General features: G+C 58.9%; 19 protein-coding genes. 16 read left to right on the forward strand and 3 right to left on the reverse strand.

Translation table 11 applies throughout. The features are described 5' to 3' along the window. Positions 1-144 precede the first annotated feature (144 nt). Complete coding sequence (locus tag ACR0P8_RS02855; RefSeq protein ID WP_432623518.1) at positions 145-1968, forward strand: acyltransferase family protein; 1824 nt, start codon at positions 145-147, stop codon at positions 1966-1968. Positions 1969-2071: 103 nt separating this feature from the next. Here ACR0P8_RS02855 and ACR0P8_RS02860 read toward each other — a convergent pair whose 3' ends face one another. Both ACR0P8_RS02860 and ACR0P8_RS02865 read right to left on the reverse strand, forming a co-directional pair. Then, a complete protein-coding gene (locus ACR0P8_RS02860) occupies positions 2072-3475 on the reverse strand; it encodes a nucleobase:cation symporter-2 family protein (protein WP_432623480.1) in 1404 nt (467 codons plus the stop codon). 34 nt (positions 3476-3509) lie between these two features. Further along, a complete protein-coding gene (locus ACR0P8_RS02865) occupies positions 3510-4091 on the reverse strand; it encodes a xanthine phosphoribosyltransferase (RefSeq protein ID WP_432623482.1) in 582 nt (193 codons plus the stop codon). Positions 4092-4299: 208 nt separating this feature from the next. Between ACR0P8_RS02865 and ACR0P8_RS02870 the strand changes: the two genes are divergently transcribed. The 11 genes from ACR0P8_RS02870 to mltG all read left to right on the forward strand — a co-directional run bounded on the left by ACR0P8_RS02870 (position 4300) and on the right by mltG (position 16375). Continuing rightward, entirely contained in the window at positions 4300-6966 is a 2667-nt protein-coding gene (locus ACR0P8_RS02870; protein WP_432623520.1) for an ATP-dependent helicase, read from the forward strand. A gap of 141 nt (positions 6967-7107) precedes the next feature. Further along, complete coding sequence (locus ACR0P8_RS02875; RefSeq protein WP_432623484.1) at positions 7108-7506, forward strand: DUF4418 family protein; 399 nt, start codon at positions 7108-7110, stop codon at positions 7504-7506. A gap of 1 nt (position 7507) precedes the next feature. Then, positions 7508-8719 (forward strand): FtsX-like permease family protein, encoded by a 1212-nt coding sequence (locus ACR0P8_RS02880; RefSeq protein ID WP_432623522.1) that lies wholly within the window; start codon positions 7508-7510, stop codon positions 8717-8719. Beyond that, positions 8719-9510, forward strand: a complete 792-nt coding sequence (locus tag ACR0P8_RS02885; RefSeq protein WP_432623486.1) for an ABC transporter ATP-binding protein — start codon at positions 8719-8721, stop codon at positions 9508-9510. The genes ACR0P8_RS02880 and ACR0P8_RS02885 overlap by 1 nt, the downstream gene beginning before the upstream one ends. Before the next feature lie 269 nt (positions 9511-9779). Then, entirely contained in the window at positions 9780-10406 is a 627-nt protein-coding gene (gene rpsD / locus ACR0P8_RS02890; RefSeq protein WP_003809500.1) for a 30S ribosomal protein S4, read from the forward strand. A 147-nt stretch (positions 10407-10553) separates the two neighbouring features. After that, positions 10554-11228, forward strand: a complete 675-nt coding sequence (locus ACR0P8_RS02895) for a histidine phosphatase family protein (protein WP_432623490.1) — start codon at positions 10554-10556, stop codon at positions 11226-11228. A gap of 85 nt (positions 11229-11313) precedes the next feature. Then, a complete protein-coding gene (locus ACR0P8_RS02900; RefSeq protein WP_432623492.1) occupies positions 11314-11703 on the forward strand; it encodes a DUF948 domain-containing protein in 390 nt (129 codons plus the stop codon). Beyond that, positions 11703-11939 carry a hypothetical protein gene (locus ACR0P8_RS02905; RefSeq protein ID WP_432623494.1) on the forward strand — a complete coding sequence of 79 codons (237 nt, stop codon included), beginning with the start codon at positions 11703-11705 and terminating at the stop codon, positions 11937-11939. The genes ACR0P8_RS02900 and ACR0P8_RS02905 overlap by 1 nt, the downstream gene beginning before the upstream one ends. 89 nt (positions 11940-12028) lie before the next feature. Further along, a complete protein-coding gene (gene alaS / locus ACR0P8_RS02910; RefSeq protein WP_432623496.1) occupies positions 12029-14707 on the forward strand; it encodes an alanine--tRNA ligase in 2679 nt (892 codons plus the stop codon). Positions 14708-14717: 10 nt separating this feature from the next. Next, entirely contained in the window at positions 14718-15173 is a 456-nt protein-coding gene (ruvX, locus tag ACR0P8_RS02915; RefSeq protein ID WP_432623498.1) for a Holliday junction resolvase RuvX, read from the forward strand. Between the two features lie 20 nt (positions 15174-15193). Next, entirely contained in the window at positions 15194-16375 is a 1182-nt protein-coding gene (gene mltG / locus ACR0P8_RS02920; RefSeq protein WP_432623500.1) for an endolytic transglycosylase MltG, read from the forward strand. A 26-nt stretch (positions 16376-16401) separates the two neighbouring features. Here mltG and ACR0P8_RS02925 read toward each other — a convergent pair whose 3' ends face one another. Continuing rightward, complete coding sequence (locus ACR0P8_RS02925; protein WP_432623524.1) at positions 16402-16872, reverse strand: peptidase A24; 471 nt, start codon at positions 16870-16872, stop codon at positions 16402-16404. A 48-nt stretch (positions 16873-16920) separates the two neighbouring features. Here ACR0P8_RS02925 and aroC point away from each other — a divergent pair, with 48 nt between their 5' ends. The 4 genes from aroC to ACR0P8_RS02945 all read left to right on the forward strand — a co-directional run bounded on the left by aroC (position 16921) and on the right by ACR0P8_RS02945 (position 21879). After that, entirely contained in the window at positions 16921-18114 is a 1194-nt protein-coding gene (gene aroC, locus ACR0P8_RS02930) for a chorismate synthase (RefSeq protein ID WP_432623502.1), read from the forward strand. A 17-nt stretch (positions 18115-18131) separates the two neighbouring features. Further along, a complete protein-coding gene (locus ACR0P8_RS02935) occupies positions 18132-19751 on the forward strand; it encodes a bifunctional shikimate kinase/3-dehydroquinate synthase (RefSeq protein ID WP_432623526.1) in 1620 nt (539 codons plus the stop codon). A 35-nt stretch (positions 19752-19786) separates the two neighbouring features. After that, positions 19787-20236, forward strand: a complete 450-nt coding sequence (aroQ, locus tag ACR0P8_RS02940) for a type II 3-dehydroquinate dehydratase (RefSeq protein ID WP_432623503.1) — start codon at positions 19787-19789, stop codon at positions 20234-20236. Positions 20237-20382: 146 nt separating this feature from the next. Continuing rightward, complete coding sequence (locus ACR0P8_RS02945) at positions 20383-21879, forward strand: alpha-amylase (protein WP_432623505.1); 1497 nt, start codon at positions 20383-20385, stop codon at positions 21877-21879. The last annotated feature ends 114 nt before the right edge of the window (positions 21880-21993 follow it).

Below are 21993 nucleotides of genomic sequence, written 5' to 3' on the forward strand. Positions count from 1 at the left end.
GATCGACACCGTCGATTGTGCAGTCGCGGCGGCGCGATTTTTCTTTTAAAAGAAAGCTTCTTCTGCCCGCTCCCAAAGGGGTTGCTTGGTGATACGATACGACAGGTTGGTCGTAGCGTGCGCGACAAAAAGAGAGAACGGTTGGTGATTGTGACTACCAGACGGCATTTTGTCGGTTTAGATGGACTCAAAGGTATCGCCCTGATTGCGATAGTGCTGTATCATTGCGACGAAGGCACGCTCCATGGAGGGTTTTTCGGGGTTGATATTTTTTTCACCATCTCCGGCTTCCTGATTTTCTCGTCGTTGCTCAACCATATTGATTCGGGCAGGGGAATCGGACTAGGAGAGTATTATCTCAAGCGCTTCCGTCGAATCTATCCCGCGTTCTTCATGCTGATTCCCGTGACGACGACCTTGGCTTGGTTCGTGAACAAAGACATGCTCGTCGGCGTACGCGATCAAATCATGACCGCGTTGCTGGGATGCTACAACTGGTATGCCATCAGTAGCGGAGCCAGCTACTTCTCCCAGATGAACCCGGATATGTTCCGGCATCTGTGGTTCATGTCATTGCTGATGCAGTTCTATTTCATTGCCCCTTTCGTGGTTTTGCTGTTGCGTAGAATCATCAACAGATGGGTGCCTGTGGCCATTCTGGCGGCTTTGGCCGTAGGAAGCGCATTATCCATGGGTTTGCAATACCAGCCTGGCGACGATCCCACACGAGTTTACTTCGGCACTGACACTCATGCCATGGGATTGTGGTTGGGAGCCATGCTGGCCTGGATTCTGCCGGTCATGCGCCATGAGCGTGGAAGGAATAGCGAATCGTGGACGGAGCTGTTCCACACGGCATGGAACAGGATAGGGCCTGTGGCCGCGTTCATTTCGCTGCTGGCCTTGCTGTGGATGATGAGACATGTTTCCCAAGGGCCGGAGGCTTTCCGAGGTGGCATCTTCGTGGCCTCCCTGCTTGCCTTGGTGCTGATTGCGGGATCCATACCATTCGGATCCTGGATGCAGGATCTACTGGTCTTCAAACCGCTTACGTTCATCGGCCACCATTCATATGGCATCTATCTTTGGCATTGGCCGTTGTGGCTGTTGGTCAAAGCCATGTTCCCACAGTGGGGGATGCGGATGGGCCGCATGTTGCTGATCACCGTGGCTCTGACGGCCGTATTCGCTGTGCTTTCTTGGAAACTGCTCGAGCGTCCGGTGGCCCGAGGCGGTTTCGTGGCTCTGGTCGATGTATCCGACAAAGACGGAACTCATGCGATCGTCAGGAACTTCGTGACGGTCGCGATACTGGTCGCGCTATGCGGAACGGGCGGTTATGCCGTCGTCCATGCGCCGATGCGTACCAGCGTGGAACAGACGCTGGCCTCCAATGCCAAGATGTTGAGCGAGCAGGGTCGACATGTCGATTGGAATCGGTCCAGGCCGCCGGCTCCAAGGAAACCGATGCATAAGATGCCGGACGGTTCACAGATGACCGCCATCGGTGATTCGGTGATGCTGGCTTCCAGCAAAGGCCTGCAGGACATGTTTCCCAATATCATCGTGGATGCCGAGGTCTCACGTGCGATGACGACGGCCCAAGGACTCATCGACCAACAGAAGTCGCGAGGAAATCTGCGTCAGTGGGTGCTGGTGGGTCTTGCCACCAATTCCGTGGTGACGGAAGATCAGCTTGACGCGCTGCACGACGATATCGGTCCGGATCGTGTTCTGGTGCTCATCAACGCGCATGCCCCTGTATCATGGGTTCCCGGCACGAATGACGTATTGAGGAACTACGCAAAGGCGCATTCCAACAACGTCGTATTGGTTGATTGGGACAAGGCCATTTCGTCACATGCCGGCGAGCTCGCCGGCGACGGCATCCACCCGGGAATGGCGAATACGATTTACGCGCAGGCGGTCAAGGATTCGATTGCTGACTGGATCAAGCAGGGACACTGAGGAGTTCTCTACAGGGATCAGAATATATGAAAATCCCCATCCCGATTTTATGGGATGGGGATTTTCCGTATGCGTTCCCTGAATAGGGAACGACATCGCGCGATCAGTCCTCCTGATGCTGCGGAGCGGACAGGAAGTGCTCTTCGCTAGGCAGCACGGCGTTGAGAATCACCGCAACCACAAATGACACCGCGATGCAGTTGGACGCGAAGATCGACTGGAACAGCGCGGGGAAATTGGCGAAGATGTCGCCGACCTGGGTGAAGCCGATGCCGATGGTCAGGCTCAATGCGGCGATGGTGATGTTGCGTTGCGTGTATCCGGCCTCGGAAATCATCTGGAAACCAGACAGAATGATGTTGCCGAACATCATGATGGTGCAACCGCCCAACACGGCTTGCGGCAGGGAGTTGAAAACCTCCGCGACTGCGGGGACGAAGCTGGCGATCACCAGAATCAGGCCGCCGGAGAGAATCACCTTGCGGTTGACGACCTTGGTCATGGCGACCAGACCGATGTTTTGGGCGAAAGAAGTCAGCGGAAGGCAACCGAACAGACCGGATACGGAGGAGATCAGACCATCGCCGGCGATTGCTCCGGCGGTTTCCTTATCCGTGGGCTGGCGGTCAAGACCGACCTTGGTGAGGGCCGCGGTGTCACCAAGCACCTCGACGGAGGAAACCACGTACAGCAGCGCGAAAGAGATAATCGCTCCCGGATCGAACTCAAGCTTGAACGGCATGAAATGCGGCACGGACACGACCTGCAGATTGGTGAAGCCGGAGAAATCGACCTTGCCCATGATGATCGCGACCACATAGCCCACGACAAGGCCGAACAGCACGGAAAGCTGCTTGGCGGTACCCTTCATCAGCAGTTGGAACGCCAGGCACGCCACAAGCGAAATCAGGCCAAGCGTCAGATTCTGCCAGCTGCCGAAGTCCTTTGCGCCGGAACCTCCGCCGAAGCTGGTGGCGCCGACCGACAGCAGCGAGAAGCCAATCGAGGTGACGACAATTGCCGAGACGATCGGCGGAACGAATCGACGCCAATACTTTGCCGTCAGGCCAAGCACGACCTCCAGCAGGCCGCCGAGTACCACAGCCCCGGCGACGGCGCCATAACCCTGATGCTGTGCGATCGACATGGCGGCGGCGACATACGTGAAGGAGATGCCTGTGACCATGGGCAGACGCGAACCGACCAGCCATACGCCGTACAACTGCAGACAGGTGCCCAAGCCTGCGACCAGCAGACCTGCCTGGATGATGGCGGCGGATTGCGCGGCATCCATCTTGGCGGCCGAAGCCACCAGGAAGATCGGCGCGAGATTCGCCACGAACATGGCCATGACGTGCTGCAGGCCGAACGGAATGCCCTTCCAGAACGAGACCGGTGCGTCAAGGCTGCTGAGCGCCTCAACCGACACGCCTTTTCCCGTATTCTTGGTTTCCGCCGTCTTGTTTTCGTCCCTTGTAGTTTTCTTCTCTTCGCTCAACTGTTGCATCCTCTCTTATGGTCGTTTGAGCGTTCGATGGAGGTCAGGAGCGGAATACGATGGAACCGTTCTCCGGATCCATCGATTCCACGATTGCCAGGGAATCGACGTCATATCCCGCTTCGCGCAGATGGTCGCCGCCTCCTTGGAAGCCCTTCTCCACCGCGATGCCGATGCCCTCCACCGTGGCGCCGGCCTTATGGCACAGTTCGATCAGACCCTGCAGCGCCTTGCCGTTGGCGAGGAAGTCGTCAATCAGTAACACATGGTCGCCTTCGTTGAGATAACGCTTGGATACGATGACGGGGAATTCCTTCTGCTTGGTGAAGGAATAGACGGTGGTCGTGTACTGGTCGCCATCAAGGTTAATCGATTGCGCCTTTTTGGCGAACACCACCGGGACGTTCCCGAAATGACGGGCCGCAACGCAGGCGATGCCGATGCCGGAAGCTTCGATGGTCAGGATTTTGTCGATGTTCTTTCCCTTGAAATGCTCGGCCCAGGCGGCTCCCATATGGTCGAACAGCTCGACATCGCACTGATGGTTGAGGAACGCGTCCACTTTCAGCACGTTGCCGGGCTTGACGGTACCTTGTTGCGCAATGCGCTCTTCAAGTTCCTTCATGAAACCCCTTAGTAGTATCTATAGTGCCCGCCGTGAGAAGACGGCGTGGAATGGCATACGGTGAACCGTATATAGGAGTTCAGCATACGCGCCTCAATTGACCGTGCGAGTCGTGTTCGCTGACCTGCTCATATGATAGATATGAGTCCTACGAACAAATGTTTGAACGCGAGCGCGTGGAAGAAAAGAGGAATCAGTGGAACAGAGCATGGGTCCCGCGATATGCGATCCGCAAAGCCTCCTTGAGGGCCTCAACCCCCAGCAGGAGAAAGCGGTGAAATGCTACAAGCAGGCATTGCTCATCGGCGCGGGCGCGGGATCGGGCAAGACGCGTGTGCTGACACGCCGCATCGCATGGATGCTGGCTCATGGCATCTGGGCCAGCAGCATCCTTGCCATCACCTTCACCAACAAGGCGGCGGCTGAAATGCGCGAACGCCTCGTGTCTTTGGTGGGGCCGGAAGCCGAGCATATGTGGATATCCACCTTCCACTCCGCCTGCGTGCGCATCCTTCGACGCGACGGCAAGGAAATCGGCCTCAAATCGGGTTTCTCGATTTACGACACCGCGGACAGCGAGCGTCTGATCAAACTGATTGCGGCCGACCTGAACATCGATACGAAGAGATACACGCCACGCATGCTGCTGGGTAAGATCTCCGATTGCAAGAACTCGCTGACCTCCTGGAAGGATCAGCTGAAGGCGGCGAATTGCGATTACACGCCGGGGCAGCGCGGATACCAAGTGGGTTCGGGCGACATCGATGAGATGACGGCCGTCGTCTATGCTGAATACCAGCACCGCCTGGCGCTCGCGAATGCGGTCGATTTCGACGATTTGATCATGCGCACCGTGGAATTGCTGCAGATCTGCCCGACGGTGAGCGAATACTATCGTCATAAATTCCGTTATATTTTTGTGGACGAATACCAAGACACCAACCATGCCCAATATGTGCTTGTGCGTGAGCTGTCCGGTGTTGATTCGGGGGAGCTGCCAGACCCCCGGCAAAAGGGGGCCGGACGTGTCGGGCCGAGCTGGATTACCGTGGTGGGTGATTCCGACCAGTCCATCTACGCGTTCCGTGGTGCGGATATTCGCAACATCCAGGACTTCGAACAGGACTTTCCGAACGCACAGACCATCATGCTCGAGCAGAACTACCGCTCGACGCAGACCATCCTCAACGCGGCGAACGCGGTGATCTCAAAAAACGAGAACCGCAAACCGAAGAAACTGTGGAGCGACCTCGGCGAGGGGGACAAGATCATCGGCTATGCGGCGGATGACGAGCGTCAGGAGGCCGGATGGATCGCGAATGAGATCGCGCGGATCCACACCGAGGAGAACGTCGCCTACCGAGACATCGCCATCATGTACCGTGCCAACGCGCAATCGCGTGCCTTGGAAGAGGCGATGATCAACGCCAATCTGCCGTATCAGCTCATTGGCGGCACCAAATTCTACGAACGCAGGGAGGTCAAGGACGCCATCGCGTACCTGCAGGCCATCGTGAATCCCGCGGACAACGTGAACATGCGGCGTATCTTCAATGTCCCGAAGCGTGGGCTTGGGGCGCGTGCGGAAGGTCTGGTGGCCGGATACGCGGATGCGCATGGCATCACGTTCTTCGAGGCGGTTGAGCGCATGGAACGGATCGAAGGTATGACGGGCCGCATTGCCAAGCCACTGGAAGCGTTCCGCGATTTGATGCACGGGCTCGCAGACTTCGCCAAGGAGCATGATTCGAAACCGTCCGAAGTGGTGGCCGAGGTACTGTCCCAAAGCGGTCTGCTGGAGGGGCTGCAACGATCCGAGGATCCGCAGGACGCTTCACGTGTCGACAATCTTTCACAACTGCAGTCCGTGGCTGCCGAATTCGAGCAGAACACGCCGGACGCCACGCTGGCCGGTTTCCTGGAGACTACGGCGTTGGTCGCCGATTCCGACCAGCTGCCGGGGGAGGACGAGGATTCCGGCAAGGTCACGATGATGACTTTGCACACGGCGAAGGGATTGGAATACCCTTACGTGTTCCTCACCGGTATGGAGCAGGGTACCTTCCCGCACCAGCGTGCCATGGAGAACACCGGAGAACTGGCCGAGGAACGTCGTCTGGCATATGTGGGCATCACTCGTGCGAAGCGCCGCCTCTATGTGACCCGCGCCGCCACGCGAAGCCAATGGGGGCAGTCCGATGCAATGCTTCCCAGCCAATTCTTGGACGAGATTCCGGATGGCCTGATTGATTGGAAACGACGTGAGGCCAATATCGAGCGGATGCGCGCCGGTTGGCAGAACGATGACGACGATGACGAGTACGGAGACTGGGGCGACGATGATTTCGGGCCCACCACGTTCGGAGGAGCGGCATACGGTTCGTCGTCACATGGTTCCGGATCACATGGGTCGCGTTCCTCATACGGCTCGTCATACGGTGGTTCGTCTTATGGCGGTTCATCGTATGGAACGGCATATGGCTCCAGCCGTTCCACATATGGTTCCGGCCACGCATCGGGGAACAGTCGTTCCTCATACGGTTCCCGTTCGGGGTCATCGACGTACGGATCATATGGTTCCTCCCGGTCGTCGTATGGTTCCGGCAAGCCGTCGGGAAAATCAGGCAGGGTCGCCACTCGCCGAGTGAAACCGAAGGATCTGACGAAACCGGCTTCCGCCGGTTCGGGTGCCGGTGGCAATGGTCTGAGCATTGGGGATTTCCAGATCGGCGACAGAATCACCCACGACCGCTACGGCATGGGAAAAATCGTCGAGACGAAGGATGCGGGGACGAATTCCGTGATCACCGTGGATTTCGGTTCGGACGGCGTGCGACGATTGCTGATCCGCGAGGCGCCTATCGAAAAGCTCTAGCGGCTTTTCGATAGGCTCCCTTCGTGGCGCAGCCACATTGAAGTCGTAGGCCATATCACGGATTACGTTGAAAAACAAGTCTTTTCTTTCGGATCATCCGCTGCGATAATCAGCGATGTTCGCTTATCGAGAGGGAGGACCATGTTCAGGAAACCATTCGCCGTTGCATCCCAGATTCTGCTGGGCGTGCTGATTGCTATCGCCCCGCGGACCTTCGCCCATGTGTGTGAGGTCGAAGACATGCCCATGGCATGCCATTACACCGCTCAGGTCGCTTTGGGAATAGGAATCGCGACCGTGCTGCTGGCGGTGGTCGGATTCTTCGTCACCGATGCCGCCAGAGCCGGATTGGATATCGCCAATGCCGTGCTGGGCGTGTTCGTGGTGTTGACGCCGACCGTGTTGATCGGCGTGTGCAAGGGTTCCATGATGCATTGCCACATGGTGACGATGCCCACGCTCATAGTGCTGGGCGTGCTGCTGGCCGTAGACTCGTCCATCGCCGCATATCTTGACTCCCGTCCGTCGAAGCGTGCCTGACGTGCCACATATCACGTTGTCGAAACTGCCGCTGGTCAATCTGCGGCGCAAACCCTTCCGCACAGCGGCGCTCGCCATCGTCGTCGGCATGCTTGCCTTCGCGTTCCATGGAGGATCGTTGCTCTCCATGAACCTCAGCAACGGATTGGAAAGCATGCAGGAACGCATGGGCGCCGACCTGATGGTCACACCGCAGAACACTGAGACCAAGGCGGAGGCCCTGCTCACGGGAAATGCGTCGAGCACGTTCTATTTCACCAACGACATCGGTGCCCAAGTCGCCAGGACGGATGGCGTCTATGAAAGCACGGTGCAGACGTACATCTCCTCGCTGGCGGCCGCCTGCTGCGACGAGAAGGTGCAGATCATCGGTTTCAATCCCGACACCGATTTCGTCATCACTCCTTGGATGGCTTCGCAGGTCGACGGCACGCTCCGTAGAGGCCAAGTCGTCGCGGGGTCCGGCATCAACGTGTCGGTTGAAGGCACCGTCAGATTGTATGGGCATGAGTTTCCCGTGGCCGCGCAACTGGCCGACACCGGAACGTCGTTGGACAACTCCGTGTTCGTGAATATGGATACGGTGTCGGACGTCATCTCCTATTCCGCCCGGACCGGACATGCGGCGATTCCCGAGAAATACGCAGGCAAGGCCGTATCCGCCGTGCTCGTCAAGGTCAAGGATGGATATTCCGCCCGACAGGTGGCCTCCAACATCGCCAAGACCACGGGAATCACAAGCCTGGGCTACGTGTATCCGGGAGGCATCACTGCGGCCACCAAAGCGAATCTCAAGACGATCATCCGCTATGCCGCCGTATTCGTGGCAGTGTTTTGGGGCATGGGCCTGATTGTGATGCTGGCCGTGTTCTCGTCATCCATGAACGAGCGCAAGCGCGAATTCGCCGCATACCGCATCCTTGGAGCGACCCGCGCGACACTAGTGGGCATCATCGTCAAGGAATCGGCGATCATCGGCGCCATTGGAGGATTGATTGGCATATCCTGCGCGTCACTGATGGTGCTCCCATTCAACGGCCTGATCGCCAAAGAACTGCAATTGCCCTATCTGCAGATAGGAGTCGGCAAGGTACTGATGCTGACGGCCGTCAGTCTTCTGTTCGCCGTGGTCACCGGGCTGATTGCCGTTATCGCCACCGCAGTGCGTCTTTCCACGCCACAGACCTATCTGACGTTGAGGGAGGGGGAGTGATGACGGAAGAGAGCGTTTTGGAGATTCGTGGGCTTACTCGCGAATTCGTGCGTCGGGGTGTGTCTTTCCCTGCGGTGGACGATGTGAACCTCGCACTCGGCCCAGGCGAATTCTCGGCGATCGTCGGCAGATCGGGCAATGGCAAAAGCACGCTGCTCAACCTCATCACCGGATTGCTGAAGCCTTCGGCCGGCTCGATCATGCTGGACGGCAACGACGTGGCCGCCTTGAACGACAGGCGGATGTCGGATTTGCGCAACCGCACCATCGGATTCGTCACGCAAATCCAGACGTTGCTGCCGAACCTCACCGCCATCGACAATGTGATCCTTCCTGCGGTACTATGCGGTGGTCCACGTCGTGAAAACGCCATCGTGGACGAGGAGCGGACATTGGAGCCTGCCGTGGACAGTGACCTTCCCGATGTCATTCATCCGGCTTCCTCGCGGAAGCCGTCCGCCCCGCAGTCGGATCATATGATGCGGCGCGCGCAGATGTTGTTGGATCAGGTGCTGGTGGGCGATCTCGCTTTTTGCTATCCGAAGGAGCTTTCCGGCGGTGAGATGCGGAGGGTCTCCATCGCCCGGGCGCTGATGAACGAGCCGAAACTACTGATTGCCGATGAGCCTACGGGAGATTTGGACGCGGAAAGCACGGCGGTGGTCATGCGATTGCTGCGTCGGGTGGCGGATGACGGAACCGCGGTGCTGATGGTTACCCACGATCCGGATGCGCTCGAGTACGTGGACCGCACCTACCGCATGGACAGAGGACGACTGGCGTTGATTTGATGGTCGTGACATGCCGATACAGGCTGATCGAAGTGTCTCGTCCGTCCCTCATGTGTATGATTAGCGATTGGTGTGCGCCTGAAAAGGATGCGCGCCGTCTGGAGTCTTAGCCCGTCAGTGGGTCGGCGGCCAATCATGATGCCCGGCATCATGGGTCAAGCCGTTCGTGCATGTCACGAAGAAGCACTGGAGAGGCTGGCTCAGCGTATGCCGGACAACCGGCATGCGTTCCGTTCAGACAACGACAGAACAAACAAAGGATTAAACCAATGACGAACGTTCAGCGTTCTCGCCGCCAGGTGCGTCTTTCCCGCGCCCTCGGCATCGCTCTGACCCCCAAGGCTCAGCGCATTTTTGAAAAGCGTCCGTATGCTCCTGGCGAGCACGGCCGCACCCGCCGTCGCACCGAATCCGATTACGCGGTGCGTCTGCGCGAGAAGCAGCGTCTTCGCGCCCAGTACGGCATCTCCGAGAAGCAGCTTCGCGCAGCTTACGAGAAGGGCACCCATACCGCCGGCCAGACCGGTAACGCCATGCTGACCGATCTCGAGACCCGTCTCGACGCTCTGGTTCTGCGCGCAGGCTTTGCCCGCACCACTGCCCAGGCCCGTCAGTTCGTGGTGCATCGCCACATCCTCGTCGATGGCAACATCGTCGATCGTCCGTCCTACCGCGTCAAGCCGGGCCAGACCATCCAGGTCAAGGCCAAGAGCCAGACCATGGTTCCGTTCCAGGCCGCTGCCGAAGGCGTGCACCGTGACGTGCTGCCGGCGGTTCCGGGCTATCTGGACGTCAACCTGCCTTCCCTGAAGGCCACTCTGACCCGCAAGCCCGAGGCCGAAGAGATCCCGGTGCAGGTCAACATCCAGTACGTGGTCGAATTCTACGCCCGCTGATCTGGAACAACATACTGTAAGAACATACAGTTTAAGGACATACAGCGTGAGCCTCGCAGCCGTCATGGCTGCGGGGCTTCTCGCTTTTTACGGGCCCTTTTCCGGGCGGCATGTCGTTTGGCCGATTGCATAGGTACCATGGAAGACATGTTGCTTCATCTTCATCTGGTCCGCCATGGACAGACGTTCTTCAACCGCTACAACAGGCTTCAGGGATGGTCGAACTCCCCGCTGACCGATGCGGGTCTTGCCGATGCGGACAAGGCCGCCGACAAGCTCAAGGATATCGATTTCGCAGCGGCCTATTGCTCCGACACCACGCGCGCCCAAGTGACGGCGCAGCGAATCCTCGATGTGAACGAGTCCGCGGGGCATGTCCGTCCGCGGCTGATCAGCGACATGCATTTCCGCGAACAGTTCTATGGCTATTTCGAAGGTCAGGACATGGGCGTGGCTTGGACCGCGGCCGGTGGCCCCCATGGCGCGAAGGACTATAACGACATCGTCACCCGATATGGACTCGCGGCCACCCGCGATTTTCTCAAGGAGGCGGATCCGTTCCACGATGCCGAATCGGATGCCGAATACTGGCGACGGGTTGAGGGTGGCTTCGCGTTGATCGCGGGAAATCCGCGACTCAAAGATGGCGACCATGTGCTGCAGATTTCCCATGGCAATACGCTGCTGAGCCTCATGCACCGATTCGCGCCTGAGGGATATGACCTGAGCGAGCGTCCCGCCAATGGATCGGTGACGTGTCTTGATTTCGATACGGACGAACCCATCAATCGCGCGGTGACGGTGGTTTCATACAATCAGTGAGACATTTGCCGCAGTCGGGACTTTTTACTAGTCTTATGCGGGTATTGCGTTCACGGACAACCGTGGAACTGAAAAGAGGTGCAGGATGGGTGTTGGAGAGATTGCTGGTCTGATCGCGGCGATTGCGTTCGCGGTCCTTGCCGGCTTCATGATTTACCCGTTGATTCGTCTCGGCAAGCTGTTCGATCAGATCGCCGAAACCGTCAAGGACACCGGAGACCATGCGATTCCGGCGCTTGACGAGAGCGTGACCACGGTGCAGCAGGTCAACAAATCACTGGAGGATGTCAACAAGATCTCCGCCGCCGCTTCGACCACGGCCAACAACGTCGGCGCCCTGACCGACCTGTACGGATCGTTCCTGGGCAAGCCCGTCATCAAAGTGGCATCCACCATGTACGCATTGAAATCCACCGCGCAGTCGTTCCTGAACAAACGGAACATTAACCGCGCGGCAGATAATAAGGGGGAGTGATGTTCAAGCGTCTCTTCTGGGTCTCCATCGGCGTGTGTGTCGGTGTCGTCGCCGTCACCAAGGCACAGGCCTATGTCAAGGCCAATACGCCTGATATGGCCCGTCAGCTGTTGCTTGGGCCTGATCAGGACCATGTGACCATGCGCACGCTTGAGGGTCTAGTCAACGAGTTCAACGCTGCGCGTCGAGCCCGTGAGGCCGAGCTCAACGCAAAATACTCGGACGGAACGAACTGATCGCAGTTCCGCCCCACGGCATGTCCAAGCAATCGATCATACGTTTGGAAGACACTGGGTCTTCCGACAATAAAGGAGTTCAAATCCACATGCGCACTTCTGAAATCGCGAAGCGCTATCTCGACTATTTCGAACAGCATGATCATCTTGTCGTTCCCTCGGCATCGTTGATTTCCCCGAATCCGACCACCTTGTTCACCATCGCGGGCATGGTTCCCTTCATCCCGTACCTCATGGGCGAACAGACCCCGCCGAGGCATCGCATGGCCTCCAACCAGAAGTGCGTGCGTACCCTGGACATCGATGAGGTCGGCAAGACCACGCGTCACGGCACCTTCTTCCAGATGCTCGGCAACTTCTCCTTCGGCGACTACTTCAAGGAGGAGGCCATCCATTACGCATACGAGCTGCTGACCACCCCTCAGGACAAGGGTGGCTACGGCTTCGACCCGGAGAAGCTGTGGATGACCACCTTCACCGATGATGAGGAAGCCCGGTCCATGTGGAAGAACGAGGGCGTCGACCCCGAGCATATCCAGATCATGGGCATGGAAGACAACTTCTGGACCACCGGCGGCCCCGGCCCCGGCGGCCCGTGCTCCGAGATTTACGTCGATCGCGGACCTGCGTACGGCGTGGAAGGCGGCCCGATCGCCGATGAGAACCGTTACATCGAGATCTGGGACCTCGTGTTCGAGAACTACGAGGTTGACAACGTCAAGTCCAAGACAGACCTGCATATCGTCGGCGAGCTTGAGAACAAGAACATCGATACCGGCGCCGGCCTGGAGCGTCTCGCATACCTGATGCAGGGCAAGCAGAACATCTACGAGACTGACGAGGTTTTTCCGGTCATCGAGGCTGCCCAGAAGCTCTCCGGCCGTACTTACGGCGATGACGAGGCCATGGACGTTCGCTTCCGTATCGTCGCCGATCATGTGCGCTCCGCGCTGATGATCATGTCTGATGGCGTTCGCCCGTCCAACAACGGCCGCGGCTATGTGCTTCGCCGTCTGCTCCGCCGCACCGTCAAGGCCATGCGTGAGCTTGGCGTGACCGATCCGGTCATGCCGACCTTGCTGCCGACCTCCAAGGCGGCGATGGAACCGAGCTATCCGGAACTCAACGACACCTTCCACGATGTGTCCGAAGCCGCCTATGGCGAAGAGGATGCCTTCCGCCGCACGCTCGAATCCGGCACGGAGATCTTCGACATGGCCGTGTCCAAGGCCAAGCAGGCGGGATCCGACCTTGTGTCCGGCGAGGACGCCTTCAAGCTGCATGACACCTACGGCTTCCCGATCGAGATGACGCTCGAGATGGCCGCCGACCAGGGTGTGAAGGTCGACGAGGCGAAGTTCCGCGAACTGATGGCCGAGCAGAAGAGCCGCGCCCGTGCCGACGCGCTGAAGAAGCGCCACAACGTGGATCTGTCCGTCTATGACGATTTCAAGAAGACGCTGGCCAAGCCGATCGACTTCCTTGGATACACCGACATGTCTGCACGCGCCAAGGTTCTGGGCATCATGCAGGAAGGGAAGGGATCCGTTCCCGCGGTCACCGGTCCGGCCAACATCGAGGTCATCCTCGATCGCACGCCGTTCTATGCGCAGGCCGGCGGCCAGCTCGCCGATCAGGGCGAGATTCTGTCCGATGACGGAGCGGTGCTCGAAGTCGATGACGTGCAGAAGCCGATCAAGGATCTCATCGTGCATCAGTGCCGTCTGACCGAAGGCACGCTGGTGGTCGGTGCCGAGGTCAACGCCAACATCGATCTTGACCGTCGTGGCGCCATCGCACGCGCCCACACGGCTACCCACATGGTGCATAAGGCGCTGCGTGAGGAACTCGGCCCGCAGGCAACCCAGCGTGGTTCCGAGGATGCTCCGAACCGACTCCGTTTCGATTTCCAGTGGTCCAGCGCGCCGAGCAAGAACGCGATGAATGCCGTCGAGGCCCGTGTCAACGAGAAGCTCCGCGAGAACCTTGCGGTCACCACCCAGGAGATGAAGTTCGACGACGCCATTGCGCTCGGCGCCATGCACCTGTTCGGTGAGAAGTACGGCGATATCGTGCGCGTGGTCTCCATCGGCGAGGACGGTTGGAGCCGTGAGCTCTGCGGTGGTACTCATATCGACCACGTCGGAAAGATCGGTGCCATCAACATCATGTCCGAAGCCTCGATCGGTTCCGGCGTCCGTCGTGTGGATGCCGTCGTCGGTCAGGGCGCATACGAGTTCAACGCGCGTGAGCACGCGTTGGTCTCCCAGCTTTCCGATATGGTCAACGCCCGTCCGGACGAGCTCGCCGATCGCGTGAACACGCTGCTTGCCAAGCTCAAGGAATCCGATCGTCGCCTCGCGGCCATGTACGAGTCCCAGCTTGCGGCCTCCGTGCCGACCTTGGTGGCTGACGCGAAGGCATCCCAGGCTCCGGTCAAGGTCGCCAAGAAGAACGTCGGTCATTTCGGCTCCTTCGACGCATTGCGCAAGACCGTGCTCGATGTGCGCGGACAGCTCGGCGATGACACGCCGGTCGTGGTGGCTCTTGCCGGTGTGAACGAGGACGGCAAGCCCATGGTCGCCGTGGCAACCAACGAGGCGGCCCGCAAGCAGGGCATCAAGGCCGGAGATCTGGTCCGTGGCGCCTCCAAGGTTCTTGGCGGTGGCGGCGGCGGCAAGCCGGACTTCGCACAGGGTGGCGGCGCTGACGCCACCAGGATCGACGAGGCTCTTGAGTCGCTGGCGAACCAGGCCATGAAGGGGTGATCTTCCAAGCATGGTTTGGCTTGGAATCGATTTGGGTGACGCCCGGGTCGGACTTGCACTGTCCGACCCCGAGCTCACCCTCGCACATCCCATAGGCAACATCCAGGTCTATGGGGATTACTTCCACGCGTTGGATGAGGTCATCGACGTCATTGGGGACGAGTCGGTGGATCATGTGGTGATCGGTCTGCCGTTGCTGTTGAACGGCGAAGAGGGGAAAAGCGCCAAAAAGGCAAGGCGCTGGGCCGTCAATCTCGAAAAGCGGTTGCACGCCGCCGTGGAGGACGAAGCGTATCCGATAACGGATGTTCCTTCCATCGATCTGGTGGACGAACGTCTGACCACAGTTACCGCGCATCAGCAGCTGTTCGATGCGCATGTCGGCGGTCGTAGGCATCGGCCGATGGTCGACCAGCAGTCTGCGGTGGTGATTTTGCAGACGGCGCTTGATCGAAACCGCAAATGAGGACGAGAGACTAGAAACTAATGACCGAAGATTTGGATGAATACTTTTCCGACAACGCGGAATGGGTCGAGACATCGGGAGGCGCATCCGCCGATCCCGAACCGTCTCAATCTCCGAAATCCCGACGTGACATACGTAAACAACGTGCGCTACGTCGACGTCGCCGCACGGTGATGGTTGTCGCAGTCGTTGCAGTCGTCGCTTTAGTGATCGGCATTGGTTTTTTAGGTGCAGGCGCGATTAGGCATCTCAAGGCGGTCACGGCCTCTGATTCCTCGCTTCAGATTGCGGATTATAAGGGTCCGGGAGACAAGGCGGTGACCTTCACCGTCAAAACCGGGCAGGCCACCGATCAGATCGCACGGAATCTGGTCAAGAAGAGCATCGTCAAATCCGAATCCGCTTTCACTTCCGCGATTGCCGCGGCCAACGCGACGCTGTATCCGGGCGTGTACGCGTTGAAAACTCATATGAGAGCGGCCGATGTAGTCAAGATCCTCTCCGATCAAAGCAAGGCGGGCGGTTTCGCCGAGGTGAAGGCCGGCGAGAGAGTGTCCGACGTCATCGCCAACGCTGCGCAGGCATCCGGCAAGGATGTCTCTGAATTCAAGACGATCATCGATGGCGGCGGCAAAGGTATCCTTCCCGATGAGGCGAACGGAAAATTCGAAGGATGGCTTGAACCGGGCACATACGAGGTACAGGGCAAGTCGGCGGAGACGATCATCAAGGATATGGTGGATGCGCGTATCGCCAAGCTTGACGCCCTGAAGGTTCCTACCGGAAGCGAGAGGGAGCGTATCCTGATCATCGCGTCCATCGCGGAATCCGAAGCCAACAACCCGGACGATTGCGGCAAAGTCGCGCGTGTCATCCTCAACCGTATCGACCAGGACATGCCATTGGGCATGGACAGCACCGTCGCCTATGGCTTCGGCATCAACGGCAGCCAGCTGACGGACGAGCAGCTTCAGGATGGCAGCAACCCCTACAACACCCGCGTCAACAAGGGATTGACTCCGACGCCGATCAGCAATCCCGGCGATTCCGCGATTCAGGCCGCCATGAATCCCCCGGAAGGCAAATGGCTATACTTCGTCACCACCAATCTCAAGACGGGTGAGACCAAATTCGTGGAAACCGAGGACGAATTCTGGAAAATCCGCGACGAATACAAGAACAACAACGAAAACGCCAACTGACGTTTCACATATCTCTCAGATATTTCTCAGCGGAACGCGCTGATTATGACACCGATCGCCCCGGCTACGACAATGACTGGGACGAACGGTGTTTTGCCGGCGAACCGAGTACGCTTCTGCGGATCAAACCGCGTCCAAAAAGCCAGCCAGAGCATGCCGATCACAGCAATCGCAAGCCACCAATACACCATGGCGAACAATCCGAACATGCCTACGGAAAGCCCGACCATCAATGTCGAAGTGACATCGCCGAACCCCAAAGTCCCCGGTTTGACGAGTGCGAGCGAACCTTGCAACGTCGCGGACAGTACTGCGAACAGCAGCGCCTGCAGCACCAGAAACAACGAATTGGAAGCAATCGCGTACGCAGTATCTGCAATGATCTGCGCCAGGCAGCCCAAAGCGATCCATGCGCGCGGGACACGGCGTGATCGGACGTCCTCGATGCTGACGGCCGTTCCACAGAGCAGACTCGGCAGGCAAATCATGTACCACATACCGTTAAGATAGTCCACGAATTGTATTTGGCAGAAAAAGGAGTTGGCATGTTGCGCTGGCAGACAGCAGGTGAATCGCACGGCGAAGCGCTTGTCGCCATGATCGAGGGACTGCCTGCGGGCATCCACGTCACCACTGAGAACATCGTCGGCGCATTGGCGCGTCGTCGTCTTGGATATGGTCGTGGCGCACGTATGAAATTCGAGCAGGACAAAGTCCGTATGCTCACTGGTGTGCGGTTCGGCCAGACCATTGGCTCGCCAGTCGCCATTGAAATCGCCAATACCGAATGGCCGAAGTGGACCGAGGTGATGAGCGCCGATCCGCTCGACCATGATATACCGCGTGAGGGGCGCAACGCCCCATTGTCCCGTCCTCGGCCGGGACATGCCGACCTGACCGGCATGCGCAAGTATGGCTTCGACGATGCACGTCCGGTGCTGGAACGTTCCAGCGCACGTGAGACCGCGTCGCGTGTGGCGTTGGGAGAGGTCGCCAAGCAGTTCCTCGAACAGTCGCTCGGTATCCGTACCGTTTCCCATGTGCTGTCTATTGGCGGCGCGGGCATCACCGATCCGCAGAACGCTGTGCTGCCGAAGCCGGAGGATCTTGACGCCTTGGACGCGTCTCCGGTGCGCACCCTGGACAAGATCGCCGAACAGCAGATGATCGCCCGCATCGATGAGGCCAAGGAGAATGCCGACACGCTGGGTGGCGTAATTGAGGTCGTGGTATATGGCGTTCCAGCCGGAATCGGCACGTATGTCGAATCGGACCGCCGCCTGGATGCCGCTTTGGCCAGCGCCGTCATGGGCGTCCAAGCCATCAAGGGAGTGGAGATCGGCGATGGTTTCCTGGAAGCGATGCGTCCCGGATCGCAGGCACATGACGAAATGGTCGTAGGCGAGGATGGACGCATCGCGCGTCTCAGCAATCGTGCGGGAGGCATCGAAGGCGGCATGTCCAATGGACAGCCGATCGTGGTGCGCGCCGCGATGAAGCCGATTCCATCCATTCCGAAGGCTTTGCGAACCGTTGACATCACCACCGGCGAGGCCGCGCAAGCCATCAACCAGCGTTCCGACAGCACTGCCGTTCCTGCGGCCGCCGTCGTGGCCGAAGCCATGGTGCGTCTCACCATCGCGCAATACGTATTGGAGAAGTTCGGTGGAGACAACATCACCGAAACCAGACGCAACGCCGAATCCTATGTGGCGTCCTGGCCGGAGCATATGAGGTGACCGCCCCGATGTCCGGAATGCGCAGACCCGTCGCCGTCATCATCGGCATGATGGGTGCGGGCAAGACCCGTGTTGGCAAGGAAGTGGCGCAGATGATGCATCTGCCTTTCGCCGACGCCGACAATGAGATCGAACGGGACGCGGGGATGAAGATCCCCGAATACTTCGCGAAATACGGCGAACCGGAGTTTCGTAAGCTGGAAAGCGATGTCGTGCTTGACATGCTGGAGGACTTCGATGGCATCTTCTCCTTGGGAGGAGGGGCGCCGATGACACCGTCCATCCGGCAGGGACTCGCCGAATACATCGCGGACGGAGGCAAGGTCGTGTATCTGATGGCCGACCCGAGGGAGGCCATGGAACGTGCCAACCGTGGAGGCGGACGTCCGATGCTCGACGGAGATGCCAACGAACGGTGGAAGAAACTGTACAAGGAACGCGACCCGGTGTTCAGGCAGGTGGCCAACGTGCATGTGCGCACCCATGGCCAGACCCCGCAAGTGGCCGCGAGAAAGCTGATGGAAATGATTGACCAGCGCATAGTCCATATCACGGGAGCCACCATCGAACCATACGATGTGCGCATCGGAGAAGGGGTGATGAGCCAGCTCGCACAGGTGTTGGGGGATAAGCCCTCCAAAGTGGCGTTGATCCACACGCAGCCTGTGCAGCGGCATTCCGACCGCGCGCGCACGCTGCTTCGGCAGGCAGGCTACGACGTGCATGACATCGTCATCCCCGACGCGGAAGCCGGCAAGACGGTCGAAGTGGCCAATGGCATATGGCAGCGATTGGGGGAGGAAGGCTTCACCCGATCCGATGCGATCGTCGGGCTTGGCGGGGGAGCGGCCACGGATCTGGCTGGTTTCGTGGCCGCGACATGGATGAGGGGCATCCGCTACGTCAACTGCCCGACCTCATTGCTGGCCATGGTCGACGCCTCCACCGGTGGTAAAACCGGTGTCAACACGCCGCAGGGCAAGAACCTCGTCGGTTCGTTCTATACGCCCGCGGGAGTGCTCGCCGACATGGGTGCGCTCGCCTCGCTGCCGAACGACATCTTCATCGAAGGCCTGGGCGAGGTCGCCAAATCCGGATTCATCATGGATCCGGAGATCCTACACATCCTCGAGACCCATGCCAACGAATTGCGTTCCTTCGACGGCGCATCGTTCCTCGACTCCGGACTCAAGGACGTGGTGGCCGAACTCATCGAACACACCGTGGGAGTGAAGGCCTACCACGTCTCCGCCGACCTCAAGGAGGCCGGGCTGCGTGAGTTCCTCAACTACGGTCACACGCTCGGCCATGCCATCGAGAAGCTGGAGCATTTCCGCTGGAGGCACGGCAACGCCGTTGCGGTCGGCTGCGTGTATGCGGCCGAACTGTCGCACCTGCTCGGCTACATCGACCAGGATCTGGTCGACTACCATCGTTCGCTGCTCGGCTCGCTCGGCCTGCCGACATCGTGGAACAACGGCAGCTGGGACGATGTGCTGGCGCTCATGCACCGCGACAAGAAGGCGCGCGGCAACAAACTGCGCTTCGTCATCCTCGAATCGTTGGGCCATCCCATCCATCTTGAGGATCCGCCGGCGGACGCCGTCGAAGAGGCGTTCCGGCGCATCCAGCGGTAGAACGCAAGCATGCAAACGAACATAAAGGAAGTGAAATGACCAAAGTAGTGGTTGTCAACGGGCCGAATCTCGGCCGTCTGGGCGTGCGCCAACCCGACGTGTACGGCAAGCAGGATCTTGAGACCCTGCGCAGGATGTGCACCGAATGGGGCAAGGAACTTGGACTCGATGTGGAGGTACGCCAAAGCGACGACGAGGCCGAGATGATCCATTGGATGCATCAGGCCGCGGACGAGAAGACGCCGATCGTGATGAATCCGGCGGCCTTCACGCATTACTCCTATGGCTTGGCGGACGCCGCGCACATGGTGATCGACGAGGGGCTGCCGCTCATGGAGGTGCATATCTCCAATCCTTCCGCCCGCGACGAATTCCGCAAGCGTTCCGTGATCTCGCCGGTCGCCACCGGCACCATCACCGGCATGGGCTTTTTCGGGTACAAGTTGGCTCTGGAGGCAGTCGCCCATCTGCTGCAGGAAAGCTGAAGTCGTTTGCCTCTATGACGTGAAGCCGGATGCCGCATATCAGCATCCGGCTTTTTCGTATGACGATTGTCCCCTGATGGGATACACTGGTAATGCAAACGTATGCAGATCGCGAAAGCGGTGCACGACGAAGAGGTCAGGGGAATATGGGCACAGTCGCAAAGAAGATCACACGTGCCGTAGCGGCGGTGGCATGTATCGCGGTATCGGTCGGAGTGTCCGCCGCCACACTGCACGTGCCGACACGTGAGGACGACGGAGGCCGTTTCGATCCCGCACGATATCGCAGCGACGTGATCGTCACCATGTTCCAAGCCAATTGGCGATCCGTAGCCCGCGAATGCGGCGAAGTGCTCGGCCCCGAAGGCGTGGGATACGTGCAGGTATCCCCTCCACAGGAATCCATCCAAGGTTCGCAGTGGTGGACCAGCTACCAGCCGGTGAGCTACAAGCTCGATTCGAAGGAAGGCACCGAAACCGAATTCAGGAACATGGTCAGCCAGTGCAAGGCCGCGGGCGTCGGCGTGATCGCGGACGCGGTCATCAACCATACCACTGGCGTTGATAAGACGGAGAGCACGGGCATCGCCGGAAGCGCCTACGACAATAACGGCGATTTCCCCGAAGCCGGATATGCTCCGTCCGACTTTCATACGCCCTGCTCCATATGGACGTATCGTGACGCCGACAGCGTATGGAACTGCCAGGTGTCAGGTCTGCAGGACCTTGACACATCAAACGGACATGTACGCGATGTGCTGTCGGACTATTTCGTGAAGCTTCTCGATTATGGCGTCGCCGGATTCCGTGTGGATGCCGTCAAGCACATACCGCCGAAGGATGTGTTGGCCATCAAGAGGCTCGTGGCTAAGAAATCCGGACGCCCCATGGACGACATCTGGTGGATGCAGGAGGTGATCGGAGATAATTCCGAAGCCGCGGAAATCCAACCGAAGAATTATCTCAAAACCGGACAAGTGAACGAATTCCAATACGCCTATCGTCTGAAATCCATGTTCTCCAATTCGTTGGCCGGTGGAAGCTTGTCGATCAAGGACATTCCGCAGAACATCACCACCAGTGGCAAAGCCAGCGTGTTCGTGACGAACTGGGATACCGAACGCAATGGCATGACGCTTACCTACAAGGACGGCGATGCCTATCATCTGGCGAACGCGTTCATGCTGGCCTACCCATATGGCACTCCCAACATTTTTTCCGGCTACGAATTCCATGACTCCGACTCCGGCGCGCCGGGCGCCACGAAGACCAAGGTGCCGGACACCGACTGCTCGGAAGACTCCGGTTGGAGTTGCACCGACCGCTGGACGGACGTTCGCGGCATGATCGGCTGGCATAATGTCGCGAACGACGCGCCCCTTACCGATTGGCAGGATGACGGCGGCAATATGATCGCCTTCGGACGTGGCTCCCGCGCGTTCATCGCCATCAACAATGACGTGCACGCCCATACGATCACCTACCGCACATCGATGCCGGCAGGGGAGTATTGCGATGTCTATGGTTCCGCCGATTGCGCCGGCACCGTGCGTGTGCGTTGGAATGGCGACGTCACGTTGACGGTGCCCGCCGGCGGTGCAGTGGCCTTCCATGTCGCCGCCACGCCCCGTACTGTGCGATGACGAGTGCAATCGTTTGCTATTTTTGATGGCGTTTTGCAAGTGTTTTCTGCCTGAATCGCAAATCACGGGTGACGTTTGCAGAAACGGTTTGCAATATGAAAGACGAAAGAGCGA

It is taken from the genome of Bifidobacterium sp. (assembly GCF_050874245.1).
Lineage (GTDB): Bacteria > Actinomycetota > Actinomycetes > Actinomycetales > Bifidobacteriaceae > Bifidobacterium.

Bases quoted from the DNA above. Each gene is read 5' to 3' on its own strand.
- ACR0P8_RS02860 (WP_432623480.1), bottom strand. From the start codon at position 3,475: ATGCAACAGTTGAGCGAAGAGAAGAAAACTACAAGGGACGAAAACAAG.
- ACR0P8_RS02885 (WP_432623486.1), top strand. From the start codon at position 8,719: ATGACGGAAGAGAGCGTTTTGGAGATTCGTGGGCTTACTCGCGAATTC.
- ACR0P8_RS02875 (WP_432623484.1), top strand. From the start codon at position 7,108: ATGTTCAGGAAACCATTCGCCGTTGCATCCCAGATTCTGCTGGGCGTG.
- ACR0P8_RS02905 (WP_432623494.1), top strand. From the start codon at position 11,703: ATGTTCAAGCGTCTCTTCTGGGTCTCCATCGGCGTGTGTGTCGGTGTC.
- ACR0P8_RS02870 (WP_432623520.1), top strand. From the start codon at position 4,300: ATGGGTCCCGCGATATGCGATCCGCAAAGCCTCCTTGAGGGCCTCAAC.
- ACR0P8_RS02895 (WP_432623490.1), top strand. From the start codon at position 10,554: ATGTTGCTTCATCTTCATCTGGTCCGCCATGGACAGACGTTCTTCAAC.
- ACR0P8_RS02865 (WP_432623482.1), bottom strand. From the start codon at position 4,091: ATGAAGGAACTTGAAGAGCGCATTGCGCAACAAGGTACCGTCAAGCCC.
- aroC (WP_432623502.1), top strand. From the start codon at position 16,921: ATGTTGCGCTGGCAGACAGCAGGTGAATCGCACGGCGAAGCGCTTGTC.
- alaS (WP_432623496.1), top strand. From the start codon at position 12,029: ATGCGCACTTCTGAAATCGCGAAGCGCTATCTCGACTATTTCGAACAG.
- ACR0P8_RS02945 (WP_432623505.1), top strand. From the start codon at position 20,383: ATGGGCACAGTCGCAAAGAAGATCACACGTGCCGTAGCGGCGGTGGCA.
- ACR0P8_RS02900 (WP_432623492.1), top strand. From the start codon at position 11,314: ATGGGTGTTGGAGAGATTGCTGGTCTGATCGCGGCGATTGCGTTCGCG.
- ruvX (WP_432623498.1), top strand. From the start codon at position 14,718: ATGGTTTGGCTTGGAATCGATTTGGGTGACGCCCGGGTCGGACTTGCA.
- rpsD (WP_003809500.1), top strand. From the start codon at position 9,780: ATGACGAACGTTCAGCGTTCTCGCCGCCAGGTGCGTCTTTCCCGCGCC.
- ACR0P8_RS02935 (WP_432623526.1), top strand. From the start codon at position 18,132: ATGCGCAGACCCGTCGCCGTCATCATCGGCATGATGGGTGCGGGCAAG.
- mltG (WP_432623500.1), top strand. From the start codon at position 15,194: ATGACCGAAGATTTGGATGAATACTTTTCCGACAACGCGGAATGGGTC.
- ACR0P8_RS02925 (WP_432623524.1), bottom strand. From the start codon at position 16,872: ATGTGGTACATGATTTGCCTGCCGAGTCTGCTCTGTGGAACGGCCGTC.
- aroQ (WP_432623503.1), top strand. From the start codon at position 19,787: ATGACCAAAGTAGTGGTTGTCAACGGGCCGAATCTCGGCCGTCTGGGC.